Source organism: Amycolatopsis sp. NPDC051045, from assembly GCF_040682955.1.
Taxonomy (GTDB): Bacteria; Actinomycetota; Actinomycetes; order Mycobacteriales; family Pseudonocardiaceae; genus Amycolatopsis.
Genome location: NZ_JBFBCC010000007.1, coordinates 334,690 through 355,743 on the forward strand (window position 1 = coordinate 334,690; position 21,054 = coordinate 355,743).

At 73.7% G+C, this 21,054-nt stretch carries 18 protein-coding genes and 1 pseudogene; 14 read left to right on the plus strand and 5 right to left on the minus strand.

Annotated elements, in window-relative coordinates; genetic code table 11:
• Nucleotides 1–26 precede the first annotated feature (26 nt).
• The gene (locus AB0M80_RS19640) at nt 27–1,226 is read right to left on the minus strand and encodes an FAD-dependent monooxygenase (protein WP_364566448.1); all 1,200 of its coding nucleotides are present in this window, start codon (nt 1,224–1,226) and stop codon (nt 27–29) included.
• Nucleotides 1,227–1,336: 110 nt separating this feature from the next.
• Between AB0M80_RS19640 and AB0M80_RS19645 the strand changes: the two genes are divergently transcribed.
• Complete coding sequence (locus tag AB0M80_RS19645) at nt 1,337–1,825, plus strand: MarR family transcriptional regulator (protein WP_364566450.1); 489 nt, start codon at nt 1,337–1,339, stop codon at nt 1,823–1,825.
• Nucleotides 1,826–1,844: 19 nt separating this feature from the next.
• Nucleotides 1,845–1,997: pseudogene (locus AB0M80_RS19650) on the plus strand (hypothetical protein); the annotation flags it as partial.
• Between the two features lie 56 nt (nt 1,998–2,053).
• Here the strand turns inward: AB0M80_RS19650 and AB0M80_RS19655 are convergent.
• A complete protein-coding gene (locus AB0M80_RS19655) occupies nt 2,054–3,025 on the minus strand; it encodes a LysR family transcriptional regulator (protein WP_364566453.1) in 972 nt (323 codons plus the stop codon).
• Between the two features lie 115 nt (nt 3,026–3,140).
• Here AB0M80_RS19655 and AB0M80_RS19660 point away from each other — a divergent pair, with 115 nt between their 5' ends.
• From AB0M80_RS19660 to AB0M80_RS19670, 3 genes are read left to right on the plus strand one after another with little or no spacing between them, the layout of a single operon-like run.
• Nucleotides 3,141–4,235 carry a tartrate dehydrogenase gene (locus AB0M80_RS19660; protein WP_364566456.1) on the plus strand — a complete coding sequence of 365 codons (1,095 nt, stop codon included), beginning with the start codon at nt 3,141–3,143 and terminating at the stop codon, nt 4,233–4,235.
• Complete coding sequence (locus tag AB0M80_RS19665) at nt 4,232–5,839, plus strand: hydantoinase B/oxoprolinase family protein (protein WP_364566459.1); 1,608 nt, start codon at nt 4,232–4,234, stop codon at nt 5,837–5,839. The genes AB0M80_RS19660 and AB0M80_RS19665 overlap by 4 nt, the downstream gene beginning before the upstream one ends.
• Complete coding sequence (locus tag AB0M80_RS19670) at nt 5,836–7,902, plus strand: hydantoinase/oxoprolinase family protein (protein ID WP_364566462.1); 2,067 nt, start codon at nt 5,836–5,838, stop codon at nt 7,900–7,902. The genes AB0M80_RS19665 and AB0M80_RS19670 overlap by 4 nt, the downstream gene beginning before the upstream one ends.
• Nucleotide 7,903: 1 nt before the next feature.
• Here AB0M80_RS19670 and AB0M80_RS19675 read toward each other — a convergent pair whose 3' ends face one another.
• On the minus strand, nt 7,904–8,641 hold the full coding sequence (locus AB0M80_RS19675; protein WP_364566465.1) for a GntR family transcriptional regulator: 738 nt from the start codon (nt 8,639–8,641) through the stop codon (nt 7,904–7,906).
• Between the two features lie 78 nt (nt 8,642–8,719).
• Between AB0M80_RS19675 and AB0M80_RS19680 the strand changes: the two genes are divergently transcribed.
• The 8 genes from AB0M80_RS19680 to AB0M80_RS19715 are packed head-to-tail and all read left to right on the plus strand — an operon-like array spanning nt 8,720 to nt 16,054.
• Nucleotides 8,720–9,994 (plus strand): MFS transporter, encoded by a 1,275-nt coding sequence (locus AB0M80_RS19680; RefSeq protein ID WP_364566468.1) that lies wholly within the window; start codon nt 8,720–8,722, stop codon nt 9,992–9,994.
• Nucleotides 9,991–10,935 (plus strand): NAD(P)-dependent oxidoreductase, encoded by a 945-nt coding sequence (locus AB0M80_RS19685; RefSeq protein ID WP_364566473.1) that lies wholly within the window; start codon nt 9,991–9,993, stop codon nt 10,933–10,935. The genes AB0M80_RS19680 and AB0M80_RS19685 overlap by 4 nt, the downstream gene beginning before the upstream one ends.
• Before the next feature lie 19 nt (nt 10,936–10,954).
• The gene (locus tag AB0M80_RS19690; RefSeq protein ID WP_364566476.1) at nt 10,955–12,337 is read left to right on the plus strand and encodes an acyclic terpene utilization AtuA family protein; all 1,383 of its coding nucleotides are present in this window, start codon (nt 10,955–10,957) and stop codon (nt 12,335–12,337) included.
• The gene (locus AB0M80_RS19695; protein ID WP_364566479.1) at nt 12,330–12,659 is read left to right on the plus strand and encodes a DUF4387 domain-containing protein; all 330 of its coding nucleotides are present in this window, start codon (nt 12,330–12,332) and stop codon (nt 12,657–12,659) included. Before AB0M80_RS19690 ends, AB0M80_RS19695 begins: the two co-directional genes overlap by 8 nt.
• Entirely contained in the window at nt 12,656–13,624 is a 969-nt protein-coding gene (locus tag AB0M80_RS19700) for an MmgE/PrpD family protein (RefSeq protein ID WP_364566482.1), read from the plus strand. The genes AB0M80_RS19695 and AB0M80_RS19700 overlap by 4 nt, the downstream gene beginning before the upstream one ends.
• Nucleotides 13,621–13,803 (plus strand): hypothetical protein, encoded by a 183-nt coding sequence (locus AB0M80_RS19705; protein ID WP_364566485.1) that lies wholly within the window; start codon nt 13,621–13,623, stop codon nt 13,801–13,803. The genes AB0M80_RS19700 and AB0M80_RS19705 overlap by 4 nt, the downstream gene beginning before the upstream one ends.
• Nucleotides 13,800–14,606 (plus strand): alpha/beta hydrolase, encoded by an 807-nt coding sequence (locus AB0M80_RS19710; protein ID WP_364566488.1) that lies wholly within the window; start codon nt 13,800–13,802, stop codon nt 14,604–14,606. The genes AB0M80_RS19705 and AB0M80_RS19710 overlap by 4 nt, the downstream gene beginning before the upstream one ends.
• Nucleotides 14,607–14,632: 26 nt before the next feature.
• Entirely contained in the window at nt 14,633–16,054 is a 1,422-nt protein-coding gene (locus tag AB0M80_RS19715) for a DUF6351 family protein (RefSeq protein WP_364566491.1), read from the plus strand.
• 37 nt (nt 16,055–16,091) lie between these two features.
• On the opposite strand, the gene AB0M80_RS19720 is transcribed toward AB0M80_RS19715, so the two are convergent.
• Together AB0M80_RS19720 and AB0M80_RS19725 are read right to left on the minus strand one after the other, a co-directional pair.
• A complete protein-coding gene (locus tag AB0M80_RS19720) occupies nt 16,092–16,217 on the minus strand; it encodes a hypothetical protein (RefSeq protein WP_364566493.1) in 126 nt (41 codons plus the stop codon).
• Nucleotides 16,218–16,277: 60 nt separating this feature from the next.
• The gene (locus AB0M80_RS19725) at nt 16,278–20,483 is read right to left on the minus strand and encodes a cation-translocating P-type ATPase (protein ID WP_364566495.1); all 4,206 of its coding nucleotides are present in this window, start codon (nt 20,481–20,483) and stop codon (nt 16,278–16,280) included.
• A gap of 122 nt (nt 20,484–20,605) precedes the next feature.
• Between AB0M80_RS19725 and AB0M80_RS19730 the strand changes: the two genes are divergently transcribed.
• On the plus strand, nt 20,606–21,025 hold the full coding sequence (locus AB0M80_RS19730; RefSeq protein WP_364566497.1) for a YkvA family protein: 420 nt from the start codon (nt 20,606–20,608) through the stop codon (nt 21,023–21,025).
• Nucleotides 21,026–21,054: the final 29 nt, after the last annotated feature.

Here is a 21,054-nt window from a genome sequence, read left to right on the forward strand (position 1 = left end):
GGACGGCTCACCTCGGCCGCCCCTTCTCACCTCACCCGCACGGGGAAGTCCGGCAGCGTGAGCGCCGAGTGCTCGGGCCGTGGCGCGCGCGGCGGAGCCGCGGTGAGCTGCCGGAGGGCGGCGTTGCGTTGTTCGAGCGCTTCCGCCGTCGTGGGGAAGAGCGTCGCCTGGCCTTCGGTCACCAGGGCCTGGTTGCGTTCGACGAAGGTCCGCAACCGGTTCTCGTAGGCGGCGAAGGCCGCCGTGTGGTCCGGGATGGTGGCCAGGGCGTGGCCGAGCACGTACGCGCCCACGAGGGCGAGGCTGGTGCCTTGGCCGGTCAGGAAGGACGGTGCGTGGGCGGCGTCGCCGACCAGCGCCACGCGGCCGGCCGACCAGCGGGGCAGGTGGATCTGGCTGATCACGTCGAAGAACAGGTCGTCGGCTTCGCGCATCGCCGCGACCATGCGCGGGATTTCCCAGCCGTCGCCGTCGAAAGTGCGGGCGATCAGGTCGCGTTGGGCCTCGGGGTCCCGGAACGCCTCGATCGGGGCCTCCGGCCGGGCGAAGACCAGGAAGCCGTGGACCTCCTTGCTGTCGAGGACCGCATACAGCGCCGCGCCCTTGCCGGGGGTGCTCCACGCGATCCCTTCGCGGGAGAGCCCGAAGTCGTTGGGCATGGTGAACCCGGCGAAGCTGTAGCCGAGGTAGTGGTGGAACCGCGCCTCGTCGCCGAAGACCAGCCCGCGGGTGTGGGAGTGCAGGCCGTCGGCCCCGATCACCAGGTCGTAGGCGTCCTGGCGGCCGCTCCGGAAGGTGACGTCGACTCCGTCGGCGTGGTGGGTGAGGGTGTCCACGGTGTCGCCGAACCGGAAGTCGACGTCGTCGCGCACCCGGTCGTAGAGCGTGTGGATCAAGTCGCCCCGGCGGACTTCGAGGTCGTCGCCGTCGACGCCGCCGATGACCGCGTTCGGGTGCAGCGACGCCACTTCGCGGCCGTCGGCGTCGAGGAAGGTCAACCGCTGCGTGGAGATGTGCTGGTCCTGCAAGCGGGGGAGGAGGCCCATCCGCCGGACGGCGTCCAGGGCCGTGCCGCGGACGTCGATGGGGTAGCCGCCGGCCCGGAGTCCGGGCGCCTTCTCCACGACGGTGACCGCGAAGCCGGCCTGGTGGAGCCAAAAAGCCAGGGCGGGACCGGCGATGCTCGCTCCCGAAATGAGAACCGAACGCGGGGACGTGGGAGCCATGAGTCTCTCCTATAGCTAAGTTAGGTATCCATCTTTGAGGTGCGACAATGTCCGTGCCGAACCCCCGGCCTGACCGACTATATACCTAAGTTAGCTATCTAAGAGGTGTGATGGCCGACACAGAACCCGGCGACGTGACCGAGCTGCGTTCCGTGCTGCCCCGGATCCTGCAGCTGGGCAACCTGATGAACCGCAGTGGCCTGGGGGAGCGGGCGATGAAGCGAATCGGGGCCGACCTCGACCGGCCCGGGCTGTCGATCATCCTCGCCCTGCACATGACCGGGAAGGCGATGCGCGTCGGGGAGATCGCGGACCGGATGCAGGTCGCCGGGCCGCACGTCACGCGGCACCTGCACGTGCTCGAACGGCGGCGGCTCGTGCGCGGCCTGGCCGATCCCGACGACCGGCGCGCCCGGCTGGTCGAGCTGACACCCGACGGCGCCGAAATAGCCGACCGGTACGTCACCACGCTGCTCGGCTGGTTCGGCGAGGCGTTGTCCGGATGGGCGCCGAAGGACCGCCAGACCTTCTACGACCTGCTCCTGCGGTTCACCGACGACCTCGCGGCGTTCCTGTCGGCGGCCGGCGAAGAGGAGTGAGAGCCGGCGGTCAGCGGCTTTGCCAGCGGCCGGGGATCCGCACTGGCCGGGGAAGGAATGCGGGTGGTCGCCGCGCCGCGGTCCGCGCCACCCGGTCCACGCTGCCCAGCTTGCTGCGCCGCGGCGGTTCGGCAAGGCCGTCGCCGAGGAGTTCGGCCCCCGCGGGGTGCGGGTCAACACCGTCTCACCCGGCCCGGTGCGCACTTCGCTGTGGGAGGACCCGGCCGGCTACGGCGCGGTGCCGGCGAAGTCGATGGGCATCGAACGGGAGGCACTCGTGGCCGGGCTCCCGTACGCGGAGCCGGCGATGCGGTCCGGCAACCGCGCGGCCAGGTACTTGATCAGCTCGCCGATCCGGCGGGGCACGTGGACGTCGTCGGACCGGAGGGCGTAGATGTCGGCGGGCGGGGTCGGCACGTCGGGCAGAACGCGCACCAGGGCACCGCTTTCCAGGTGGGACCGGATCTGCCACTCCGAGCGCATGATCACTCCGTGGCCCTGCAGCGCCCAGCCGGTCACGACGTCCCCGTCGTTGCTCGACAGGCGGCCGCGCACCCGCACCTGACGCGGGTTGCGGGCGTCTCCGAAGCGCCACAAGGCGAAGTCGCCCTCGTTCTCGCGGAGCACGATGCAGTCGTGGCCGGCCAGGTCCTCGATCCGCTCGGGCATCCCGCGTTGCTCCACATAGGACGGCGCGGCGCACGGCACCCGGCGGTTCTTCGCCAGCCGGCGCATCCGCAGCGAGGAGTCCGGTGGCGTTCCCACGTGGACGGCCAGGTCGAACTCGTGTCGGTGCGGACGCAGGGGGAGCGCGGACGTGCGGAGCCGGACGGTCAGCTCGGGATGCCGGGCGCCGAACTCGCCGAGCAGCGGGGCGACGTGCGCGCGGCCGAGCCCGAGGGTGGCCTGGACGACGATGGACCCCCGCAGATCGCCGGAGCGGTGCGTGACGAGGTCCTCGAGTTCGCGCACCTGGTCGAGGATCTTCTCCAGGCGCGCGGCGAACAGTTCCCCCTCGGAGGTCAGCACGAGCCGGCGTGTGCCGCGGTGCACGAGGCGTGCGTCGAGCCGGCGTTCGAGCGCACTGAGGCGCTTGCTGACGACCGGGAGCGAGCACTGCAGCTCGCGCGCGGCGGCCGTCAGCGTCTCGCTGGAAGCGACCACGTGGAAGAAGCGGAGATCGTCGATCGAGGTGGTCATCGCGGATCGTCTCTTTCCATGAGCGAAAGGATAGGTTGCCCGGGCCGCTCTTGTCGTGGCGTGCACGGCCGATCAGGGTGGAGGCGCGTGCCCACCGGATCGACAGGAGTGTCCCGTGTCCCAGCGTCACCGCATCGCCGTCATCCCCGGCGACGGCATCGGCCGCGAGGTCGTCCCGGAAGGGCTGAGATGCCTGCAGGCCGCCGCCGACGCCCACGGGTTCGAGCTCGAGACCGTCCACTACGGATTCGCCTGCGCCGACTACTGGTTGCGGCACGGCGAGATGCTGCCGCCGGACTGGAAGGACGTGCTCGGTGGCTTCGACGCGCTCTTCTTCGGCGCGGTCGGCCGGCCCGAGGTGGTCCCCGACCACGTTTCGCTGTGGGGCAGCCTCCTGCAGTTCCGCCGCGGCTTCGACCAGTACGTCAACCTGCGGCCGGTGCGGCTGCTGCGCGGGGTCCGCAGCCCGCTGCGCGACCACGAGCCCGGGGACATCGACTTCTACGTCGTCCGCGAGAACACCGAGGGCGAGTACTCGAGCATCGGCGGCCGGATCTTCGAAGGCACCGACCGCGAAACGGTGCTGCAGGAGACCGTGATGACCCGGACCGGAGTCGACCGGGTGCTGCGCTACGCCTTCGAGCTCGCCGCCGCCCGCCCCCGCAAGCACCTGACGTGGGCGACCAAGAGCAACGGCATCGCCATCTCCATGCCGTACTGGGACGAACGCGCGGCGGTGATGGCGGCGCAGTACCCGGACGTCGTCGCGGACAAGGACCACATCGACATCCTCACGGCCAAGTTCGTCCTGCGGCCCGGGCAGTACGACGTCGTGGTCGCCAGCAACCTGTTCGGGGACATCCTCTCCGACCTCGGCCCGGCCTGCGCCGGCACGATCGGGATCGCCCCGAGCGCCAACATCAACCCGGACCGGACCTGGCCGAGCCTGTTCGAGCCGGTCCACGGCTCGGCCCCCGACATCGCCGGGCGCGGGATCGCCAACCCTGTCGGGCAGATTTGGAGCGGCGCGATGATGCTCGACCACCTGGGGGAGACCGCCGCGGCCGCGGCGATGCTGGCCGCGATCGAAAGCGTGCTCGGCGGGCCACCGGACGTGCTCACCCCCGACCTCGGCGGCTCCGGCACGACCGAAGGCCTGGGCAAGGCGATCGCCGACGAGATCGCGCACCGGAAGGCGGTGGCGTCATGACGCCCGCGTTCGACCCGGTCGGCCTGGAGGTCCGGTGGGACCGGCTCGCGGCCGCGACCGACGAGGCCGCGTCGACCATGCTGCGCACGGCGTTCTCGGCCATCATCCGCGAGTCCAACGACTACACCGTCGTCCTGATGGACCGGCGGGGGCGCACCATGGCGGAGTCGCGGGCCGGCATCCCCGGGTTCGCGGCCCTGATGAGCTCGCTGACGGCGCTGGTCCTCGAGCGGTTCCCGGCCGGGGACTGGCAGGACGGCGACTGCGTGATCACCAACGACCCGTGGATCGCCACCGGGCACCTGCCCGACATCGCCATGATCACCCCGGTCTTCCACCGGGGCGCGCTCGTCGCCTACGCCGGGACGGCCGCGCACTCGCCCGACATCGGCGGCACCCCGGCGCTCGGCGCCACCGACCTGATCTCGGAAGGCGTCCTGATCCCGCCGCTGCGGCTGTACCGGGCCGGCCGGGTCGAGCCGGGGGTCAAGGATCTCCTGCTGGCCAACGTCCGCCTGCCCGGCCCGTTGTGGGGTGACCTGGAGGCGCAGGCCGCCGCGCACGCGGTGTGCCGGCGGCGCGCGCAGGAGTTCCTCGACGACTTCGGCGAGCCGGACTTCGAGGAGTTCGCCGCCGAGGTGCACGCGGTGACCGACGCCGCCATGCGGGCCGCCGTCCGGGAACTGCCGGACGGCGTGTACCGGGCGGGCCTCGACGCCGACGGCGTCGAGGGACACCCGACCCACATCGAGTGCGCGGTCACCGTGCGCGGTGACCGGATCGGGATCGACTACGGCGGCAGCTCGGCCCAGGTGCCGTTCCCGACCAACTCCACCCTGAACTACACGCGCGCCTACTCGGTGTACCCGGTGAAGATCCTGCTCGATCCGGCCACGCGGACGAACTGGGGTTCCTACCGGGCGATCGGCGTGACGGCGCCGGAGGGCACGATCGTCCACCCCGTGTTCCCCGCGCCCGTCGTCGCGCGGCACCTGACCGGGCACCTGCTGTCGTGCGCGATCTACCGGGCGCTCGCGCCGGTGCTGCCCGGCCGGGTCATCGCCGACAGCGGGGGAGCACCCGCGCTGCGCGTCCGGTTCGCCGGCGTCGACGACTCGGGCCGCCCCTTCGCGCAGATGCTCTTCGCCAACGCCGGAATGGGCGCTTCCCAGGAGAAGGACGGCTTGTCCACGACCGCTTTCCCCACCAATTCCGGCAGCGGCAGCATCGAGGCCTTCGAGGTCGCGTCCCCGCTGCGGTTCGTGCGCAAGGAACTCCGGCCGGGCTCCGGCGGTCGCGGGCGGCGCCGCGGCGGTCTGGGCCAGGACGTCGAGGTGCACAATCCGACCCGCCGCCCGGTCCAGCTGGTGGTCCTCGGCGACCGCGAACGGCATCCGGCCGCGGGCCTCGCCGGCGGGGAGCCGGGGGCCACGGCGCGGGCGGTGCTGGACACCGGGGAGACCGTGCCGCTGAAGTCGGTTTCCGAGCTGGCTCCCGGCGCGTCCGTCGTCATCTCGTTCCCCGGCGGGGGCGGGTTCGGCGCGCCGGAGGACCGTGAGCCGGAGCTGGTCCGGGCCGACGAACTCGGCGGGTACGTCCGATGAGCCGCACCGTCCGGATCGGCGTGGACGTCGGCGGCACGTTCACCGACCTGCTGCTCCACGACCCGGCCCGCGGCCTGACCTGGCCCGGCAAGCTGCCCACCACCCCGCACGCCCCGAACGAGGCCATCACCGCGGGCATCGCCCGGCTGCTGGCGGAGACCGGCACGCCGGCCGGGGACGTCGCCGGCGTCGTCCACGGCACGACCCTGGTGACCAACACGCTGCTCGAGCGCACCGGCGCCGTCGTGGGGCTGCTCGCCACCCACGGTTTCCGCGACGTCCTGGAGATGGCCCGCGAGATCCGGTTCGACACCACCGACCTGCTCGCCCGGCCGGCCCGCCCGCTGGTTCCCCGGCACCTGTGCCGTGGCGTGCGGGGCCGCCTCGCCGCCGACGGCACCGAGCTGGCGCCGCTGGACGAAGACGATGTGCTGGCGCAGGCGGGACACCTCGTGGAGCAAGGCGTCGAAGCGGTGGCGGTGGCCCTGCTGCACGCCCACCGCGACGACCGGCACGAACGGCGGGTGCGGCAGCTGCTCGCGCGGGCCCACCCCCGGCTGCCGGTCACCCTCTCCAACGCGGTCGCTCCGGTCATCGGCGAGTACGAGCGGGCGAGCACGGCCTGCCTCAACGCCTACGTGCAGCCGCTGATGACGCGCTACCTCGACCGCCTGAGCAACGACCTGGTCGCCATGGGCGTCGACGCGCCCCTGCGCGTCATGCTCTCCGGCGGCGGGGTCACGACCTTGGCCGACGCGAAGGAGTTTCCCTTCCGGCTGCTCGAATCCGGCCCGGCCGCGGGCACGATCGCCGCGGCCGCCGTGGCCCGACGGCTGGGCGAGGCGGACGTCCTTTCGTCCGACATGGGCGGCACCACGGCCAAGATCGCGATCGTGAGCGGGGGCGGCGCCCGGCGCCGGCACGACTTCGAGGCGGGCCGCGTCGACAAGTTCAAGCCGGGCTCGGGGCTGCCGGTGCGGTTGACGGTCGTCGACATGATCGAGATCGGCTCCGGCGGCGGGTCGATCGCCGCCCCGGACCCGCTGGGGTTGCTCAAGGTCGGCCCGCGCAGCGCCGGGTCGGTCCCGGGGCCGGTGGCCTACGGCCGGGGCGGGGAGCGGCCGACCGTCACGGACGCGGATCTCGTGCTCGGCCACCTCGACCCGGCCGCCTTCCTCGGCGGGGAAATGCGGCTGCGGACGGCGGAGGTCCACAAGGCGCTGGACCGGGAGGTGGCCGAGCCGCTCGGCCTGGACACGGTCGGCGCCGCCGCGGGCGTCGTCGAGGTGGCCACGGCGGGCATGGCGGCCGCGGCCCGGATGCACCTGTCGGAGCAGGGCCGGGATCCCGCCGGCTTCGCGCTCGTGGCGTTCGGCGGCGCGGGTCCCGTGCACGCCTACGGCCTGGCGAAGCAGCTGAAGATCCGGCGGATCGTCGTGCCGATGCGCGCCGGCGTCATGTCCGCCTACGGATTCCTGGTCGCCCCCGCCACGGTGGACCTGGCGCGCAGCCTGCCTTCGGCGCTGACCGAGGTCGACTGGGAGCGCGTCGCCGCCCTCTACGCCGAGATGGCGGCCCGCGCCACCGAGGTACTGGCTCCGGGCGCCACGGACGAGGTGCGAATGCGGCGCTCGGCCGACCTGCGGTACCTGGGCCAGGGGTTCGAGATCGAAGTCGAGCTCCCCGAGGGGGACCTCGGGCCGGCGGACATCGGCCGCCTCCAGGACGCCTTCGCGGAGACTTACCGCGCGACGTTCGGGCGGTCCCTCGACGGACCCGCGGAGGTCGTCGATTGGCGGCTGTCGGCGCAGCTGCCCGGCCACGACATCCCGCTGGGGTGCGAGCCCGTCGCGGGCGATCCCCGGCGCGGGGTCCGCGACGTCTGGTTCGCCGGTCACGGCCGGCTCGAGGCCACGGTTTGGGACCGGTACCGGCTGCGACCGGGAACGGAGATCGCCGGTCCGGCGGTGTTCGAGGAACGCGAGTCCTCGTGCGGGTTCGGACCGGAGTGCCGGATCCGGGTCGACCGGGATCTGACCCTGATCGTCGACATCGGGCGGTAACTCAGGACGAGGCGACGGCAGCGGGCGTCATGGGCGCGGCGAGCAGATCTCCCAGCCCGCCACGAGCGTCCTCGATGACGAGGGCCTCGGCCGCTGCCGAGTCACCCACCCGCAACGCGCGGACGAGCGCACGGTGGCTCCCGTACCGGTCCAGGCCGAACTTGTCGTTCTCGGCGATGCGTTCGATCAGCCGGGCCCGCCGTTCCGGCCAGGAGAACACCCGCGTCTGGCCGAGCAGGCGCACGAGAACCGGGTTGCGGGCGCACGCCTCGACGACCTCGTTGAAGCGCTGCATGGCGTCGAGCAGCCGGTCCAGGTGCCGGGCCACGTCCTGCCCGGCCTGCTGCCGTTGCTTGATGACGATCAGCAGGTCGTCGGCTTCGTCGAGGACGGCGTCGAGGTGGTCCAGCTGGGCCGGGGACGCGTGGCGCGCGGCGAAGCGGGCGACCATCCCGCGAAGTGCCACCTCCACCTCGGCGAGGTCCTGGATCGCGGCGTCGCCGACGGCCGCCACCTGGACCGTCCGCGGTCCGGTCCGTTCGAGGAGACCGTCTTGTTCGAGGCGCCGGATGGCCTCCCGCACCGGGGTCGGGCTCACCGACAGCCGCTCGGCGAGCCCGCGTTCGGTGACCTTCTGGCCCGGCCGCAGCTCGCCGGTCGTGACCGCGTCGCGGATGGCCCGGTACGCGCGGTCGGCCAGCGTGTCGGCCGTCAGGCCCTTCAACGTCTCACTTGCCACGCCGTCACTCTATCTGCCATGGCAACGCCAACAAGCAACACTTGACGTTCTTGCTATAGCAAAAGTACGTTGGCGGTCATGACGACGACGTCGAGCACACAGCGCGCCCGAACGGGCCGGATCACGTTCTTCGTGGCCCTGGCGGTCTTCGCGCAGGAGTCGACGTGGAACCTCTACGACTCGCAGGTTCCGCCGTTGCTCCGCGAGCACATCACCAGTGCCGCGCTGGTCGGTCTGCTGATGGGCATGGACAACGTGCTCGGCATCTTCATCCAGCCGTGGATGGGCAACCGGTCGGACCGCACGCGCACCTCGTGGGGCCGGCGGATGCCGTTCCTCCTCGTCGGCATGCCCGTGGCGGCGCTGCTGTTCCTCGTCATCCCGCACGTCGCGGCCTCGTTGCCGCTGCTGGTCCTGGTGATGTTCGGCTACGCACTGGTCGCGAACTCCTTCAAGCCGATCGCCGAATCCCTGCTGCCGGACTTCGTCCCGCCCGAGCGGCGAAGCCGCGCCAACGCGGTCGTCAAGATCGCCTCGAGTCTGACGGTGATGGTCGCGGCCGTGATCAGCATCTTCCTGATCGACGAGCACCCGGAGCTGTCGTTCGCGATCCCGGCGGTCCTGATGGTGGCGTCCTTGGCCGTGCTGGCGTGGAAGGTGCGCGACAGCCGCTCGCCCGCCTACCGGACCGCACTCGGCGAGGACCGCGCGCAGCAGGGCACGGCCGCGCCCGCCGGACGGGTGCGGGACACCGTGCTCGACATCGTGCGGGACACCGACCGCAGCCGGTTGCTGCTCATCGTGTCCATCCTGCTCTTCGGCGGCGCGTGGGCCGCCTCGCGGGCGCTCATCACGTCGTACGGCATGGAAGTGCTCGAGATGTCCCGCGGCGAAGCGGGCGGGCTGACCCTGCCGAGCGGAGTGGCCTTCATCGTGGCCGCCTACCCGGTGGCGAGGCTCGCCGAGCGCTTCGGCCGGCTGCGGGTGATGGCGGCCGGGATGACGGTGTTCGCGGCCGGCATGGTGCTCGGCACGGTGGTGGCGACGCCCACGGGGGTGGTCGTCGGCCTCTGCGTGGCGTCCGCGGGTGCGTCCGCGTTCCTGGTCAACGCGGTCGTCGTCCTGTGGAACCTCGCGCCGTCCGACCGCGTGGTCGGGACCTACACCGGGCTCTACACCGTCGGCTGGGTGGGCGGCGGCTTCCTCGGCCCGGCCGTGGTCGGCGGGCTGGTCGACCTGACTGGCTGGCCACTGCTGCTGCTCCACGTCGCGATCGTCGCGCTCCTCGCCGTGCTGGCGGTCGCGCGCGTCAGCGCCCTGCAGCGGCGGTCGTCCGCCGGGCGCGCGCTGTGACCGGGCGCGTCCTGATCACCACGGACTACCTGCGTCCCGGTGACGACGTCGACCGGTTCCTGCGCGGTTCCGGCCTGGAGACCGTGCACCTGCCCATGGCCGGCCGTCGCGATCCCGGGCAGCTCGCCGCCGCCCTCGCCGGGATCGACGCGGCGCTGGTGGCCAACGAGCCGCTGACCGCGGACGTCCTCGCCCGGGCCGCCCGGTTGCGCGTCATCGTGCGAACCGGCGTCGGGTACGACTCGATCGACGTCGCCGCCGCGGCCCGGCTCGGGATCACCGTCAGCAACCTGCCCGGGATCAACGCCAACGCCGTGGCCGAGTACACCCTCGGCCTGCTGCTGGCGGGCGCCCGGCGGCTCGTGCAGTCCGCGCGGGGCGTGGCCCGGGGCAGCTGGCCCCGCGAGGACGGGCGCGAACTGCGCGGCTCGACGCTCGGGCTCATCGGCTACGGCGCGTCGGCGCGCGCGGTGGTGCCGCTGGCCCGCGCGTTCGGCATGGATGTCCTCTGTACGACGAACGTCCCGGTGGAACTGCGGGATCCCGATGTCCGGTTCACCGGGCTGCCCGAGCTTCTGTCCACTTCGGACTACGTCTCGGTGCACACCGCGCTCACCGAACGAACCCGTGGCCTGCTGGACGAATCGGCGTTCCGGCGGATGAAGCCGACGGCGCTGCTGGTCAACACCGCCCGCGGTCCCATCGTCGACGAGGACGCGCTCGTCGCGGCCGTCCGGGCGGGCGAGATCGCGGGCGCCGCACTCGACGTCGTGCGCGAGGAGCCGCTCCCGCCCGGCAGTCCGCTACGCGACGTGGACGGCATCGTCGTCTACTCCCACCTGGCCGGCCAGACGGCCGAAGCACGTGCCGCCGCGGGCCGCCGCGGGGCCGAAGAACTCGTGGCCGCGCTCGGAGGCCGAGCACGGTTCCGGGTGAACTGACATGGAGGAACAGGGGAACATGAACAGCCAACGGGTCGACCCGGTCCGGGTCCTGTCGCCGAGCGGCATGCTCGGCGCCGGCTGGGACCACGCGACCATCGAGCGGGGCATCGCGCTGGGCGCCGACGTCATCAGCATCGACGCCGGGTCCACCGACTCCGGCCCCCACTACCTGGGGTCCGCCTCGCCCAAGACGACGGCCAAGGCGGTGGCGCGGGACCTGCGCAGCCTGCTGACAGCGTCGTCCCACGCGGGCATCCCCGTCATCGTGGGCTCCTGCGGCACGAGCGGGACCGACCGCGGCGTCGACTGGGTCGCCGGGATCGCCGCCGAGGTGCTGGCCGAGGAAGGCCTGGATCCGAAGGTCGCGCGGATCTACAGCGAGCAGAACGCCGCCGACCTCAAGGAACACCTCGACGCGGGCCGCATCCACCCGCTGCCTCCGCTGGGGCAACTGCGGGCGGAGACCCTGGAAAGCTGCACCCACATCGTCGGGGCGATGGGGCACGAACCGATCGTCGAGGCCCTGCGCGCCGGCGCTCAGCTCGTGCTCGCCGGCCGCGCCACCGACACCGCGGTCGCGGCCGCCTACCCGCTCATGAAGGGACTGCCCGCCGGCCCCACGTGGCACGCCGCCAAGATCGTCGAGTGCGGCGGCCAGTGCACGAGCAACCCGCGCGCGGGCGGGGTCCTCGCCACCATCGACGCCGACGGCTTCACCATCGAGCCACTCGACCCCACGGTGTCCTGCACGCCGATCTCGGTGGCCGCCCACATGCTCTACGAGTCCGCCAACCCGTTCGAGATGCGGGAGCCCGCCGGCACCCTCGACGTCCGGGACGCGCGGTACACCGCGGTCGACGACCGGATCGTCCGCGTCGAAGGGTCGAAGTTCCACGTCGCGGACCAGTACACGATCAAGCTGGAAGGCGCCCGGATCACCGGCTACGAGACCATGTCGTTCTCCGCGATCCGCGATCCGCTCATCCTCGCCGACATCGACGCCTGGGCACGGCTGATGCGCACGATGATCACGCAGCGGGTGGGGCAGACGCTGGAACTGGCGGACGACGAGTACGCCTTCGACCTCCGCCTCTACGGCCACAACGCGGTGCTGGGCGACCTCGAGCCGGAGAGCGGGCCGCCGCGCGAGGCCGGCGTCATGCTGCTCGTCAACGCGTCCGACCAGGCCACCGCCACGGCGGTCGCCAAGGTCGCCAACCCGCTGATGCTGCACCTGCCGACGCCGGGGATGGACTACCTGCCCAGTCTCGCGTTCCCGTTCTCGCCCGCGGAGATCGAGCGCGGTGTGGCGTACGAGTTCGTGCTCAACCACGTCGTCGACTGCGCCGGTCCCGCCGACCTGTTCCGCACCGAGCTGGGGGAGAAGACCCGTGCCTGAGACCACCCTCGCGGAGCTGGCCCACGAGGTCCGCTCGAAGAACGCCGGCCCGTTCTGGGTCACCATGGAGCTGTTCATGCGCGACGCCGAGGGCTACCGGATCGCCGCGGACGAGTCCGTCCTGAACGAGCGCGTGATCGCGCGGCTCTACCGCGTCGAGGAAAGCACCGTCCAGCTGTTCCGGATCCCGTCGCTCAACGTCGTGAAGATCTCCTTCCCCCGCCCGATCGGCCAGGGATCGCTGCGGGACCGGGACATCCACGCGGGCCAGCACCACGTCCCGCTCGCCCGCCTGCCGATCACCCGGGCCGACCGGCCGTGATCGCCGACGACCTCGGTTCCTGGGCGGCCGCGCTGCGCTTCGAAGACCTCGGCGAGCACGCGATCCACACGGTCCGGCAACGGCTGGTCGACACCCTCGGCTGCGGGCTCGGCGCGTTCGGCGCCGAGCCCGGCCGGGCGGCCCGGCGGCTCGCCCGCGCGCTTCCCGCCGGGCCGTCGACGGTGCTGGGCACGAGAGACCGCGCCACCGCGGACGTCGCCACGTTCGTCAACGGGACGATGGTGCGCCACCTGGACTTCAACGACGGCTACCTCGGGCTCGAGCCCGGCCACCCCAGCGACAACATCCCGGCGTGCCTGGCGGTCGCCGAGGCCGAAGGGCGGTCCGGCCGGGACCTCGTCACCGCCATCGCGCTCACCCAGGCGGTGAACGTCGCCCTGAACGGCCACATCGCGATGCGTCAGGTCCGGGCGGGCGAACTGTCGTCGTGGAAGGCTTCTTCCGCGCCGAACGCCGCCCGGAACGGGGTCTTCTCCGCCTGGCTGGCCCGGGAAGGGTTCACCGGGCCCGCGCCGATCTTCGAAGGCGAGATGGGGTTCATGCGGCAGGTGAGCGGTTCCTTCGTCCTGGAGCCGCTCGAGTTCCCGCACCTCCACCGGCTCGTACGCGGTGTCCCGGACGCTCACGAAAATGCTGCCCACCAACGGGGAAATGCAGACCGCGGTGTGGGCGGCGCTCGCCTTGCGCGAGCAGCTCACCGATCTGCGCCAGGGCGACCGGATCGTCGTCGACGGGGAACTGACGGCGTCCTCGTACGATCCGGACGCGCTCGCCGATCCCGTCGTCGGGGCCCTGATGGCCCGCGTCGAGGTGCGCGAAGACCCCGCCCTCACGGCGATGCTGCCGACCCGCATCCCCCAACCGGGTCACCATCGGCCTCGCCTCCGGCGGCGAGCTCGTCCGCGAAGTCCGCAACGCCCCCGGTGGCCACGGGACGCCGATGACCGACGAGCAGTTCGAGCAGAAGTTCGTGGCCCTGGTCGAACCGCTGACGACGGCGGCGCGGTGGCGCCGGATGCTCGACGAGATCTGGACCGTCGACCGGGCGCCCACCGTCACCACGCTCATCGAGGCCCTGGTCGTCGACGACGATCCCGGGCCAATTCCGAGGGAGACCCCATGATCCGTGTCGAAGACCTGCCCGCCGCCCACCCGGGCCGCCGGCTGCTGACCGGCCGCACGCCGTTCTTCGCCGCGCCGGGCGAACCGCGCTGCAGCTACTGCGCCTACGTTCCCCGGAGCTGGACTCCGGAGGCCCGGATGCCGGTGCTGGTGGCCGTGCACGGCACCGGGCGCAACGTCGGCGCGCTGCGCGAGGGACTCATCCCCTTCGCCGACCGGCACGATCTCATCGTCGTGACCCCGCTGTTCCCCGTCGGCATCGACGATCCGGACGACGTGCACAACTACAAGACCCTCGACGCCCACGGCATCCGGTTCGACCTGGTGCTGCTCGAAATCCTGGAGCAGGTGCGGGTCCGGTGGAACGCGCGGGTGGACACCGTGCTGCTGTCCGGGCACTCCGGTGGTGGCCAGTTCGCCCACCGGTTCCTCTACCTTCACCCGGAGCGGCTCGCCGCCGTCGCGGTCAGCGCGCCGGGCGGGGTGACCTTGCTCGATCGGTCGCTCGGCTGGCCGGCCGGCATCGGGGACACCCGGCAGCGGTTCGGGATCACGGTGGACCCCACCGCGGTCGCCCGGGTGCCGGTGCTGCTGGTCGTCGGCGCCGACGACGACGGACGGGCCGACCTGGCCGCCATGGGCGAGTCCGGCCACAGCCGGCCGGAGCGGCTGGATCGGCTGGCCGAAGACCTGACCCGGCACGGCACCGCGGTCCGGCACGTCATGGTCCCCGGGGTGGGCCACAGCGCCGCGGGGACGCAACCGCCGATCGTCGACTTCTTCACCGGCCTGCTCGCCGAATGAGCCGGACATCCACGAAAGGGAGTTCCTTGCCCCACGCCATCCTTCGTTCCCGCCGGCGCCGTGCGGCGGTATCCGGCGCGTTGCTCGCCGTCCTGGGCACGCTCGGGACCGCGGTCCCGAGCCGCGCGAGCGCAATGCCGCCGGCCGCCTGCCCGTCCGGCCTGGTGGGAAAGGCCACCTGTTACACCGGCCAGGACGGCAACGGCGCCTACTACACGATCGCCGTCCCGAAGCGCTGGAACCGCTCGCTGGTCGTCCACGCCCACGGCGGACCCGCCGCGTCCGCCGATCCCGCCGCCACCACGGAAGACCTGGCGCAGTGGGCCGTGCTGGTCGAGCAGGGCTACGCCTGGGCCGGCTCCTCCTACCGGCGCGGCGGTTACGGGGTCAGGATGGCCGCCGCCGACACCGACAACGTGCGGCGCTTGTTCGTCGAGCGGTTCGGCCGGCCCGCCCGCACCTACGTCCACGGCCAGTCCTTCGGCGGCAACGTCGCCGCCAAGGTCGCCGAGACCTACGGCCGGGAGCGCGGCGCCTACGACGGGGTGCTGCTGACGAGCGGCCTGCTGGCCGGCGGCTCCCGCGGCTACGACCACCGCGTCGATCTGCGCGTGGTCTACCAGTACTACTGCCGCAACCTGCCCCGCCCGGACGAGCCGCAGTACCCGCTGTGGCAAGGGCTGCCCGCGGAGTCCACCCTGACCCCGGACGACGTGCTCGCCCGGCTCCAGGAGTGCACCGGGATCGCGTCGGCACCGGCCGCCCGGACGCCCGGGCAACAGCGGAACCTGGACGACATCACCGCCGTCACGACGATCCCGGAACGCTCGCTGCCGACGCACCTGCAGTACGCGACCTTCCTGTTCCAGGACATCGTGGGGAACCGGCTCGGCGGCCGCAACCCGTTCGGCAACCAGGGCGTGCGCTACACCGGCTCGCACGACGACAGTGCGCTCAACGCGGGGGTGGCCCGGTTCTCGGCCGACCCCACCGCCCGCCGTGACCTCTCCTACGACAGCGACCTGACCGGTCAGGTCTCCCTCCCGGTCCTCACCCTGCACGCGATCGACGACCCGTCGGTCTTCGTGGAACACGAGTCGGCCTACCGCGCGACCCTCCACGGTGCCGGCCGGGACAGCCGGCTCGTCCAGACGTTCACCCGGGAATCCGAGCACGACGAGCTGAGCGTCGCCGAGTACGCCACCGCCCTCGCCGCCCTCGACGACTGGGTGCGCACCGGGCGGGAGCCGGCCCCGCTCTCGATCGCGAACTCCTGCCGGACCTACGACCGCACCTACGGCGGCGGGTGTTTCTACGACGCCGGATACCGCCCCGCGCCGTACTCCACCCGGGTCCGGCCCCGGCCGGGTGACGTTTCCTGGCCCGCCATGACCGCGGCGCAGGAAAGGGCGTGGAGCCGGATCGACGGCGTGGGCATCGCGCCCTGATCAAGCCGCGCTGAGCTGCGAAGCCGACGCCCCCTGGTCAGGCGCCGAGGCGGCTGGCCAGGGACGCGGCGAGCTGGTTCAAGGCGGCCGGTGGATCGAGCTGCGCGTACTGCCCCAGCAGTTCCGCTGCGGCGTAGGCCTCGGCTTCGGACAGCAGGGCCACGCACCGTTCCCGCCGTCCCCGCTCAACCTCGAGATCCCCGGAACCGGCGCGAAGACCGTCTCAACCGGACTCCGCGCCCGCACGCAGGATCGGCAGGGACGAGGTCACCGCCCCCGTCGCGACGCCCGCCCCGACCCCGGCCCACGCGAGCGGGCCGAGCGGGGTGCAGCCGAAGAACTGGCTGACGCCCGGCGTCTGCACGATCGCGGCCAGCGCCAGGGCGGACCCGACCGCGGTGCCGACCACCAGCGGGCTGCGCCGCCGGCCGCGCAGGGTCTGGGCCAGCTGGGTGCCGACCAGCGCGCACAGGGCCATCGTGCTCGTGCGGCGCACGGTTCCCGGGGTGAACCGGCCGAACAGCCACGCCGTCGTCGCGCCGACACCGGTCGTCACGCCGCGGCTCGTGATGGCGCGGGACAGGCCCTCGCCGAGACCGCCCGGGCCGGCCCCGTCGTCGTCCGGACGGGTGACCGCCACCGCCATCGCCGGGAACAGGTCGGTCAGCAGGTTGACCAGCAGCAGCTGCCGGGTGCCCAGGGGGGAGTCGCCCGACAGCAGCGTGCCCAGCACCGAAAACCCGATCTCGCCCGCGTTGCCGCCCACCAGGATCACGACGGCGTCCGACACGCTGCGCCACAGCGCGCGGCCCTCCGCCACCGCCTCCAGCAGGACGGTCAGGTCCTCGTCGGTCAGCGCGACGTCGGCCGCGGTGCGGGCGGCGGTCGACGCCCGGGCCCGCACGCCGATGCCGACGTCCGCGGCGCGGATGGCCGCCGCGTCGTTCGCGCCGTCGCCGACCATCGCGGTCACCCGCCCGGCCTCCCGCAGCGCTTCGACGACCTGCAGCTTCTGCGCCGGCGCGACGCGGGCGATCACGCCGGCGCCGGAGAGCAGCCGGGCCCGGCCGGCGCGGTCCAGCGCGGCCAGCTCGTCCCCGGTGACGACCGGGGCGTCGGCCGGCCAGCCGAGCGACGTCGCGATGGCCCGCGCGGTGTTCGGGTGGTCCCCGGTCAGCATCACCGGCGCCACGCCGGCCGCGCGCAGCCCGCTGATCAGCGGCTCGGCCGTGGGCCGGAGCGTGTCGGCCAGCCCGACGAAACCCAGGAACTCCAGGTCCGCCAGCACGTCCCGGTCGTCACCGTCGAGCACCGGCTCGGCCGTCCGGGACGCCACCGCGAGCACGCGCAAACCCTGGTCCGCCAACGCTTCCGCGGCGCGGGCCAGTTCGTCGCCACCGGCGCAGGCGGGCAGGACGGTCTCGGGGGCGCCCTTGACGACCAGCGTCGCCCCACCGTCGCCGTCCCGGCCGACCGTGGCCGAGTAGCCCCGGTTCGCCTCGAACGGCTGCCCGGCGAGCTCGGTCCAGCCCTCGTCCGCCCCGGCGGCGTCCAGCACGGCTTGGTCGGTGGCGTGGGCCCGCACGTGGGGGTCGTCGAGCGTGCCCGGGCACGCGCGGGCGGCGGCCCGCAGCACCGCATCGCCGGGCTCCGGCTCGCGCGCCTCGCCGTCGGGCCCGGTCGTCGTCACCACGCGCAGCCGGTTCTCGGTCAGCGTGCCGGTCTTGTCGAAGCACACGACGTCCAAGCGCCCCAGCGCCTCGAGCGCCCGTGGCGCGCGCACGAGGATGCCCCGCGCGGACAGCCGCCGGGCCGCCGCCCGCTGGGCCACCGTGGCCACCAGCGGCAGCCCCTCGGGCACCGCGGCGACGGCGATCGCCACGCCACCGGCCAGCGCCCGGCGCAGCGGACGGCCGCGGATCGCGGACAGGCCCGTGACGAGCGCACCGCCGAGCATCGTCAGCGGCAGGGCCCGCCGGGTGAGGTCCTGCAGCCGGGCCTGGATCCCGACCGCCGCGGCGGTCCGGGTGGCCAGCTCGACCGCGCGGCCGGCGACGGTCTCCGAGCCGACCGCCACGACCACCGCCGTGCCTTCGCCGCTGACCACCGTGGTGCCGGCGAAGACCAGGCAGCTGCGCTCGGCCATCGGCGCCGACGGCACCGGGTCGAGCTGCTTGGCGACCGGGAGCGACTCGCCGGTCAGCGCGGATTCGTCGACCTCGAGGTCGTTGGCGGTCAGCAGGCGGGCGTCGGCCGGGACGACGTCGCCGACCCGCAGCTCGATCCGGTCGCCGGGCGCCAGCGCCCGCGCGTCGACGACCCGGCCGCCCAGCCGGCGGGCCCGCTGCCGCTCGCCGTCCCGCAGCTTCGCCAGCGCGCGCCGGCCGCGGAACTGCTGGGCGCCGCCGACGACGGCGTTCAAGCCCATCGCCGCGGCGACCAGCAGCGCGTCGACCGGTGAGCCGACCACCGCGGACGCGACCGCGCCGAGAGCCAGCACCGGGGTCAGCGGGTCGTTCAGCTCGGCGGCGACGTCGGCGGCCAGCCCCGTCCCGAACCGCACCGGCGCCGCGGCCGGGTGCCGGGCCACCGCGCCGGCCACCGCCCGCACCCGCCGCGCCGCCAGGTCCCGGTGCGTCGGCTCGGGCCGCGCGGCGGCCAGCCGCCGGAGGACCTCCTCGCCGGTCAGCTCGTGCCAGGCGATCCGGGCCCGGCCGGCCGGCGGCCGGGTGGCGGCCACGCGCACCGCGGCGAGCGTGCCCATCGCCACCCCGGTCAGCCCGCCGAGCACGACCGGGTCCAGCCGGGGCACGAGCGGGACCAGCGGCCGCCCGCGGCGCGACATCAGCAGCAGCCCGCCGATCAGGCCGCCCGCGGTGGCCACCCGGGTGGCCCGCCGGCTGTTCACCCGGGCGGCGGCCGCGGCCCGCAGCACCCGCCACACGCCGGTCAGCCCCGGCCGGACGACGAGGTCGGCGCCCCACAGCACCGGGGCGTTCCGGTCGGCGAGCGCGACGCAGAGATCGCCGGCGAGCAGACCGGCCACCTCGTCGCAGTTCGGCGCGCACCGCGCGGGCGGACGGGCGACGGTCAGCACGACCCGGCCTTCGTCCTGCAGCCGCGTCACCAGCCCGGCGAAGGTTTCGTCCGCGACGTCGTCCGCGAGCGTGGCGAACTCGCCGAGCCGGTCGCGCGCGCCCTCGCCGGTGATGACGACCCGCGCCTCGGCCCGGCGGGCCGCGTCCAGCACGGCCTCGGCGTGCGGATCCAGCCCGTCTTCGCCGTGCAGCGCGTCGGCGTGCAGCACCACGGTGTCCACAGTGTCCAGTGCCTTGAGCCGGTCCGGGTCGCGGACGAGCACACCTTCGCGAGCGAAGGCGGTGCCCATCGCGGTGTGGAAGGCGGTGTCGGCGTAGCGGGCGGGCATCGGGGATGCCGCGAGGAACGCTTCGGCGGCTTCGCGGGCGTTGCGGCGCACCAGCAGGTCGGCCAGCGCGGCGAGCAGGCCGCCACCGACGGCGTTGCGGGCGTAGTCCTCCATGGGGGCCCGGACCCGCCGCGGCGGCGGCGTCACCCCGAGGCTGGGCCGCTCCGGCGAACAGAGCTCGTCGTGCCCGGCGTCGAACGCGGCGAGGCGGGCGATCGCCTCGGCGAGCTGCCCGGTGCGCAGGACGGCGTCCAGCGCCAGTTCGAGGGGGTCCTGGCTCAGCCCCCGCACCGCGGCGGACACGCCCGCGCGCGCCAGTTCGGCGGTGTACCAGCCGAACCGCTCGTCCAGCGCCGCGCGGACGGCCGGGTGTTCCCGGGCCGCGGACACCAGCGCCCGCACCCCTTCGTGCAGCCGTCCGGAGCGCACCGCGCGGGTGCCGGCCGACACGGCCAGGCCGGCGACGTCCATCGCCAGCGCGAGCGCCGCCGTCCGCACCCCGTAGGTGTCGCCGGGGTGGGCCGGGGCGCAGGCACCCGGCTCGGCGGGCGTCAGCCCGTGCCGCCCGCACTGCGCGGCGATCCGGTCGAGGACGTCGTCGGCCGCCCCTTCTTCGGCCAGGTACAGGACCACGCTGCCGAGCCCGCCGTCCCAGTAGGCCCCGGCGACGTCGGCGTGCGCGGCCAGCTCGGCGGCGAACGCGGGCCCGTCCGGGCGGGCGGCGTCCTCGCCCGGCCGCAGCGGCACGTGCAGCCGCCGTCCCGCGTGCCAGACGGCCGTGCGCGCGCCCGCGGCGTTGCGCACGACCCGCGCGGCGCGCACGGCCGTGCGGCTGGTCGTCCGGGTCGCTTCCCCCGCCGTCCCGGCCGCCCCCGCGGCCAGCTCCCCGACGAGCGGGCTGATCGCCGAGACCGCCTTTTTCGCTTCGCGCGTCACGAGGACCGGGCCGGCGAGGGCCAGCGCCACCCCGGCTTTCGTCACCGCGAACAACCCACCGAGCACTCCGACCTCCGCCTGCCGACCGTCTCCGGGCGGCGTTCCCCGGTGGACGAGGCGCAAAACCCGGCCGCCCCGATCGCGCGAAGCAACTGGACCACGACGGCGTGCGGACGTAGCCTCGCGCGGTGACGGGGTCGTTCTGGTGGGATCTGCTGATCGGGGTCGCGGCCGCCCTGCTGCTCGCGTGGGTCGCCCTGGTCGTCGCGCTCGTGCTCGTCCGGCCCCGCGGAGGGCTGCTGCGGGAAGCGCTGCGGCTGCTGCCCGACGTGCTGCGGCTCGTCCGCCGGCTGGCCGCGGACAAGACGCTGCCGCGCGGTGTCCGGATCCGGCTCGGCCTGCTGCTGGCCTACCTCGCGCTGCCGATCGACCTGGTGCCCGACTTCATCCCGGTGCTCGGGTACGCCGACGACGCGATCATCGTCAGCGCCGTCCTGCGCTCGGTGGTGCGCCGTGCCGGGCTCGATGCCGTGCGCGCCCACTGGCCCGGCACCGACGACGGATTCGCCGCCCTCACCCGCCTGACGAGGATCCGCTCGTTGCCTTGACGTCCGCGGCAACGTCTAGCTTCTCGGGA

Excerpts from the sequence above, each read along its gene's own strand:
- AB0M80_RS19665 (WP_364566459.1), top strand. The coding sequence starts at position 4,232 with ATGACGCCCGCGTTCGACCCGGTCGGCCTGGAGGTCCGGTGGGACCGG.
- AB0M80_RS19655 (WP_364566453.1), bottom strand. The coding sequence starts at position 3,025 with ATGACCACCTCGATCGACGATCTCCGCTTCTTCCACGTGGTCGCTTCC.
- AB0M80_RS19710 (WP_364566488.1), top strand. The coding sequence starts at position 13,800 with ATGATCCGTGTCGAAGACCTGCCCGCCGCCCACCCGGGCCGCCGGCTG.
- AB0M80_RS19680 (WP_364566468.1), top strand. The coding sequence starts at position 8,720 with ATGACGACGACGTCGAGCACACAGCGCGCCCGAACGGGCCGGATCACG.
- AB0M80_RS19670 (WP_364566462.1), top strand. The coding sequence starts at position 5,836 with ATGAGCCGCACCGTCCGGATCGGCGTGGACGTCGGCGGCACGTTCACC.
- AB0M80_RS19645 (WP_364566450.1), top strand. The coding sequence starts at position 1,337 with ATGGCCGACACAGAACCCGGCGACGTGACCGAGCTGCGTTCCGTGCTG.
- AB0M80_RS19705 (WP_364566485.1), top strand. The coding sequence starts at position 13,621 with ATGACCGACGAGCAGTTCGAGCAGAAGTTCGTGGCCCTGGTCGAACCG.
- AB0M80_RS19640 (WP_364566448.1), bottom strand. The coding sequence starts at position 1,226 with ATGGCTCCCACGTCCCCGCGTTCGGTTCTCATTTCGGGAGCGAGCATC.
- AB0M80_RS19690 (WP_364566476.1), top strand. The coding sequence starts at position 10,955 with ATGAACAGCCAACGGGTCGACCCGGTCCGGGTCCTGTCGCCGAGCGGC.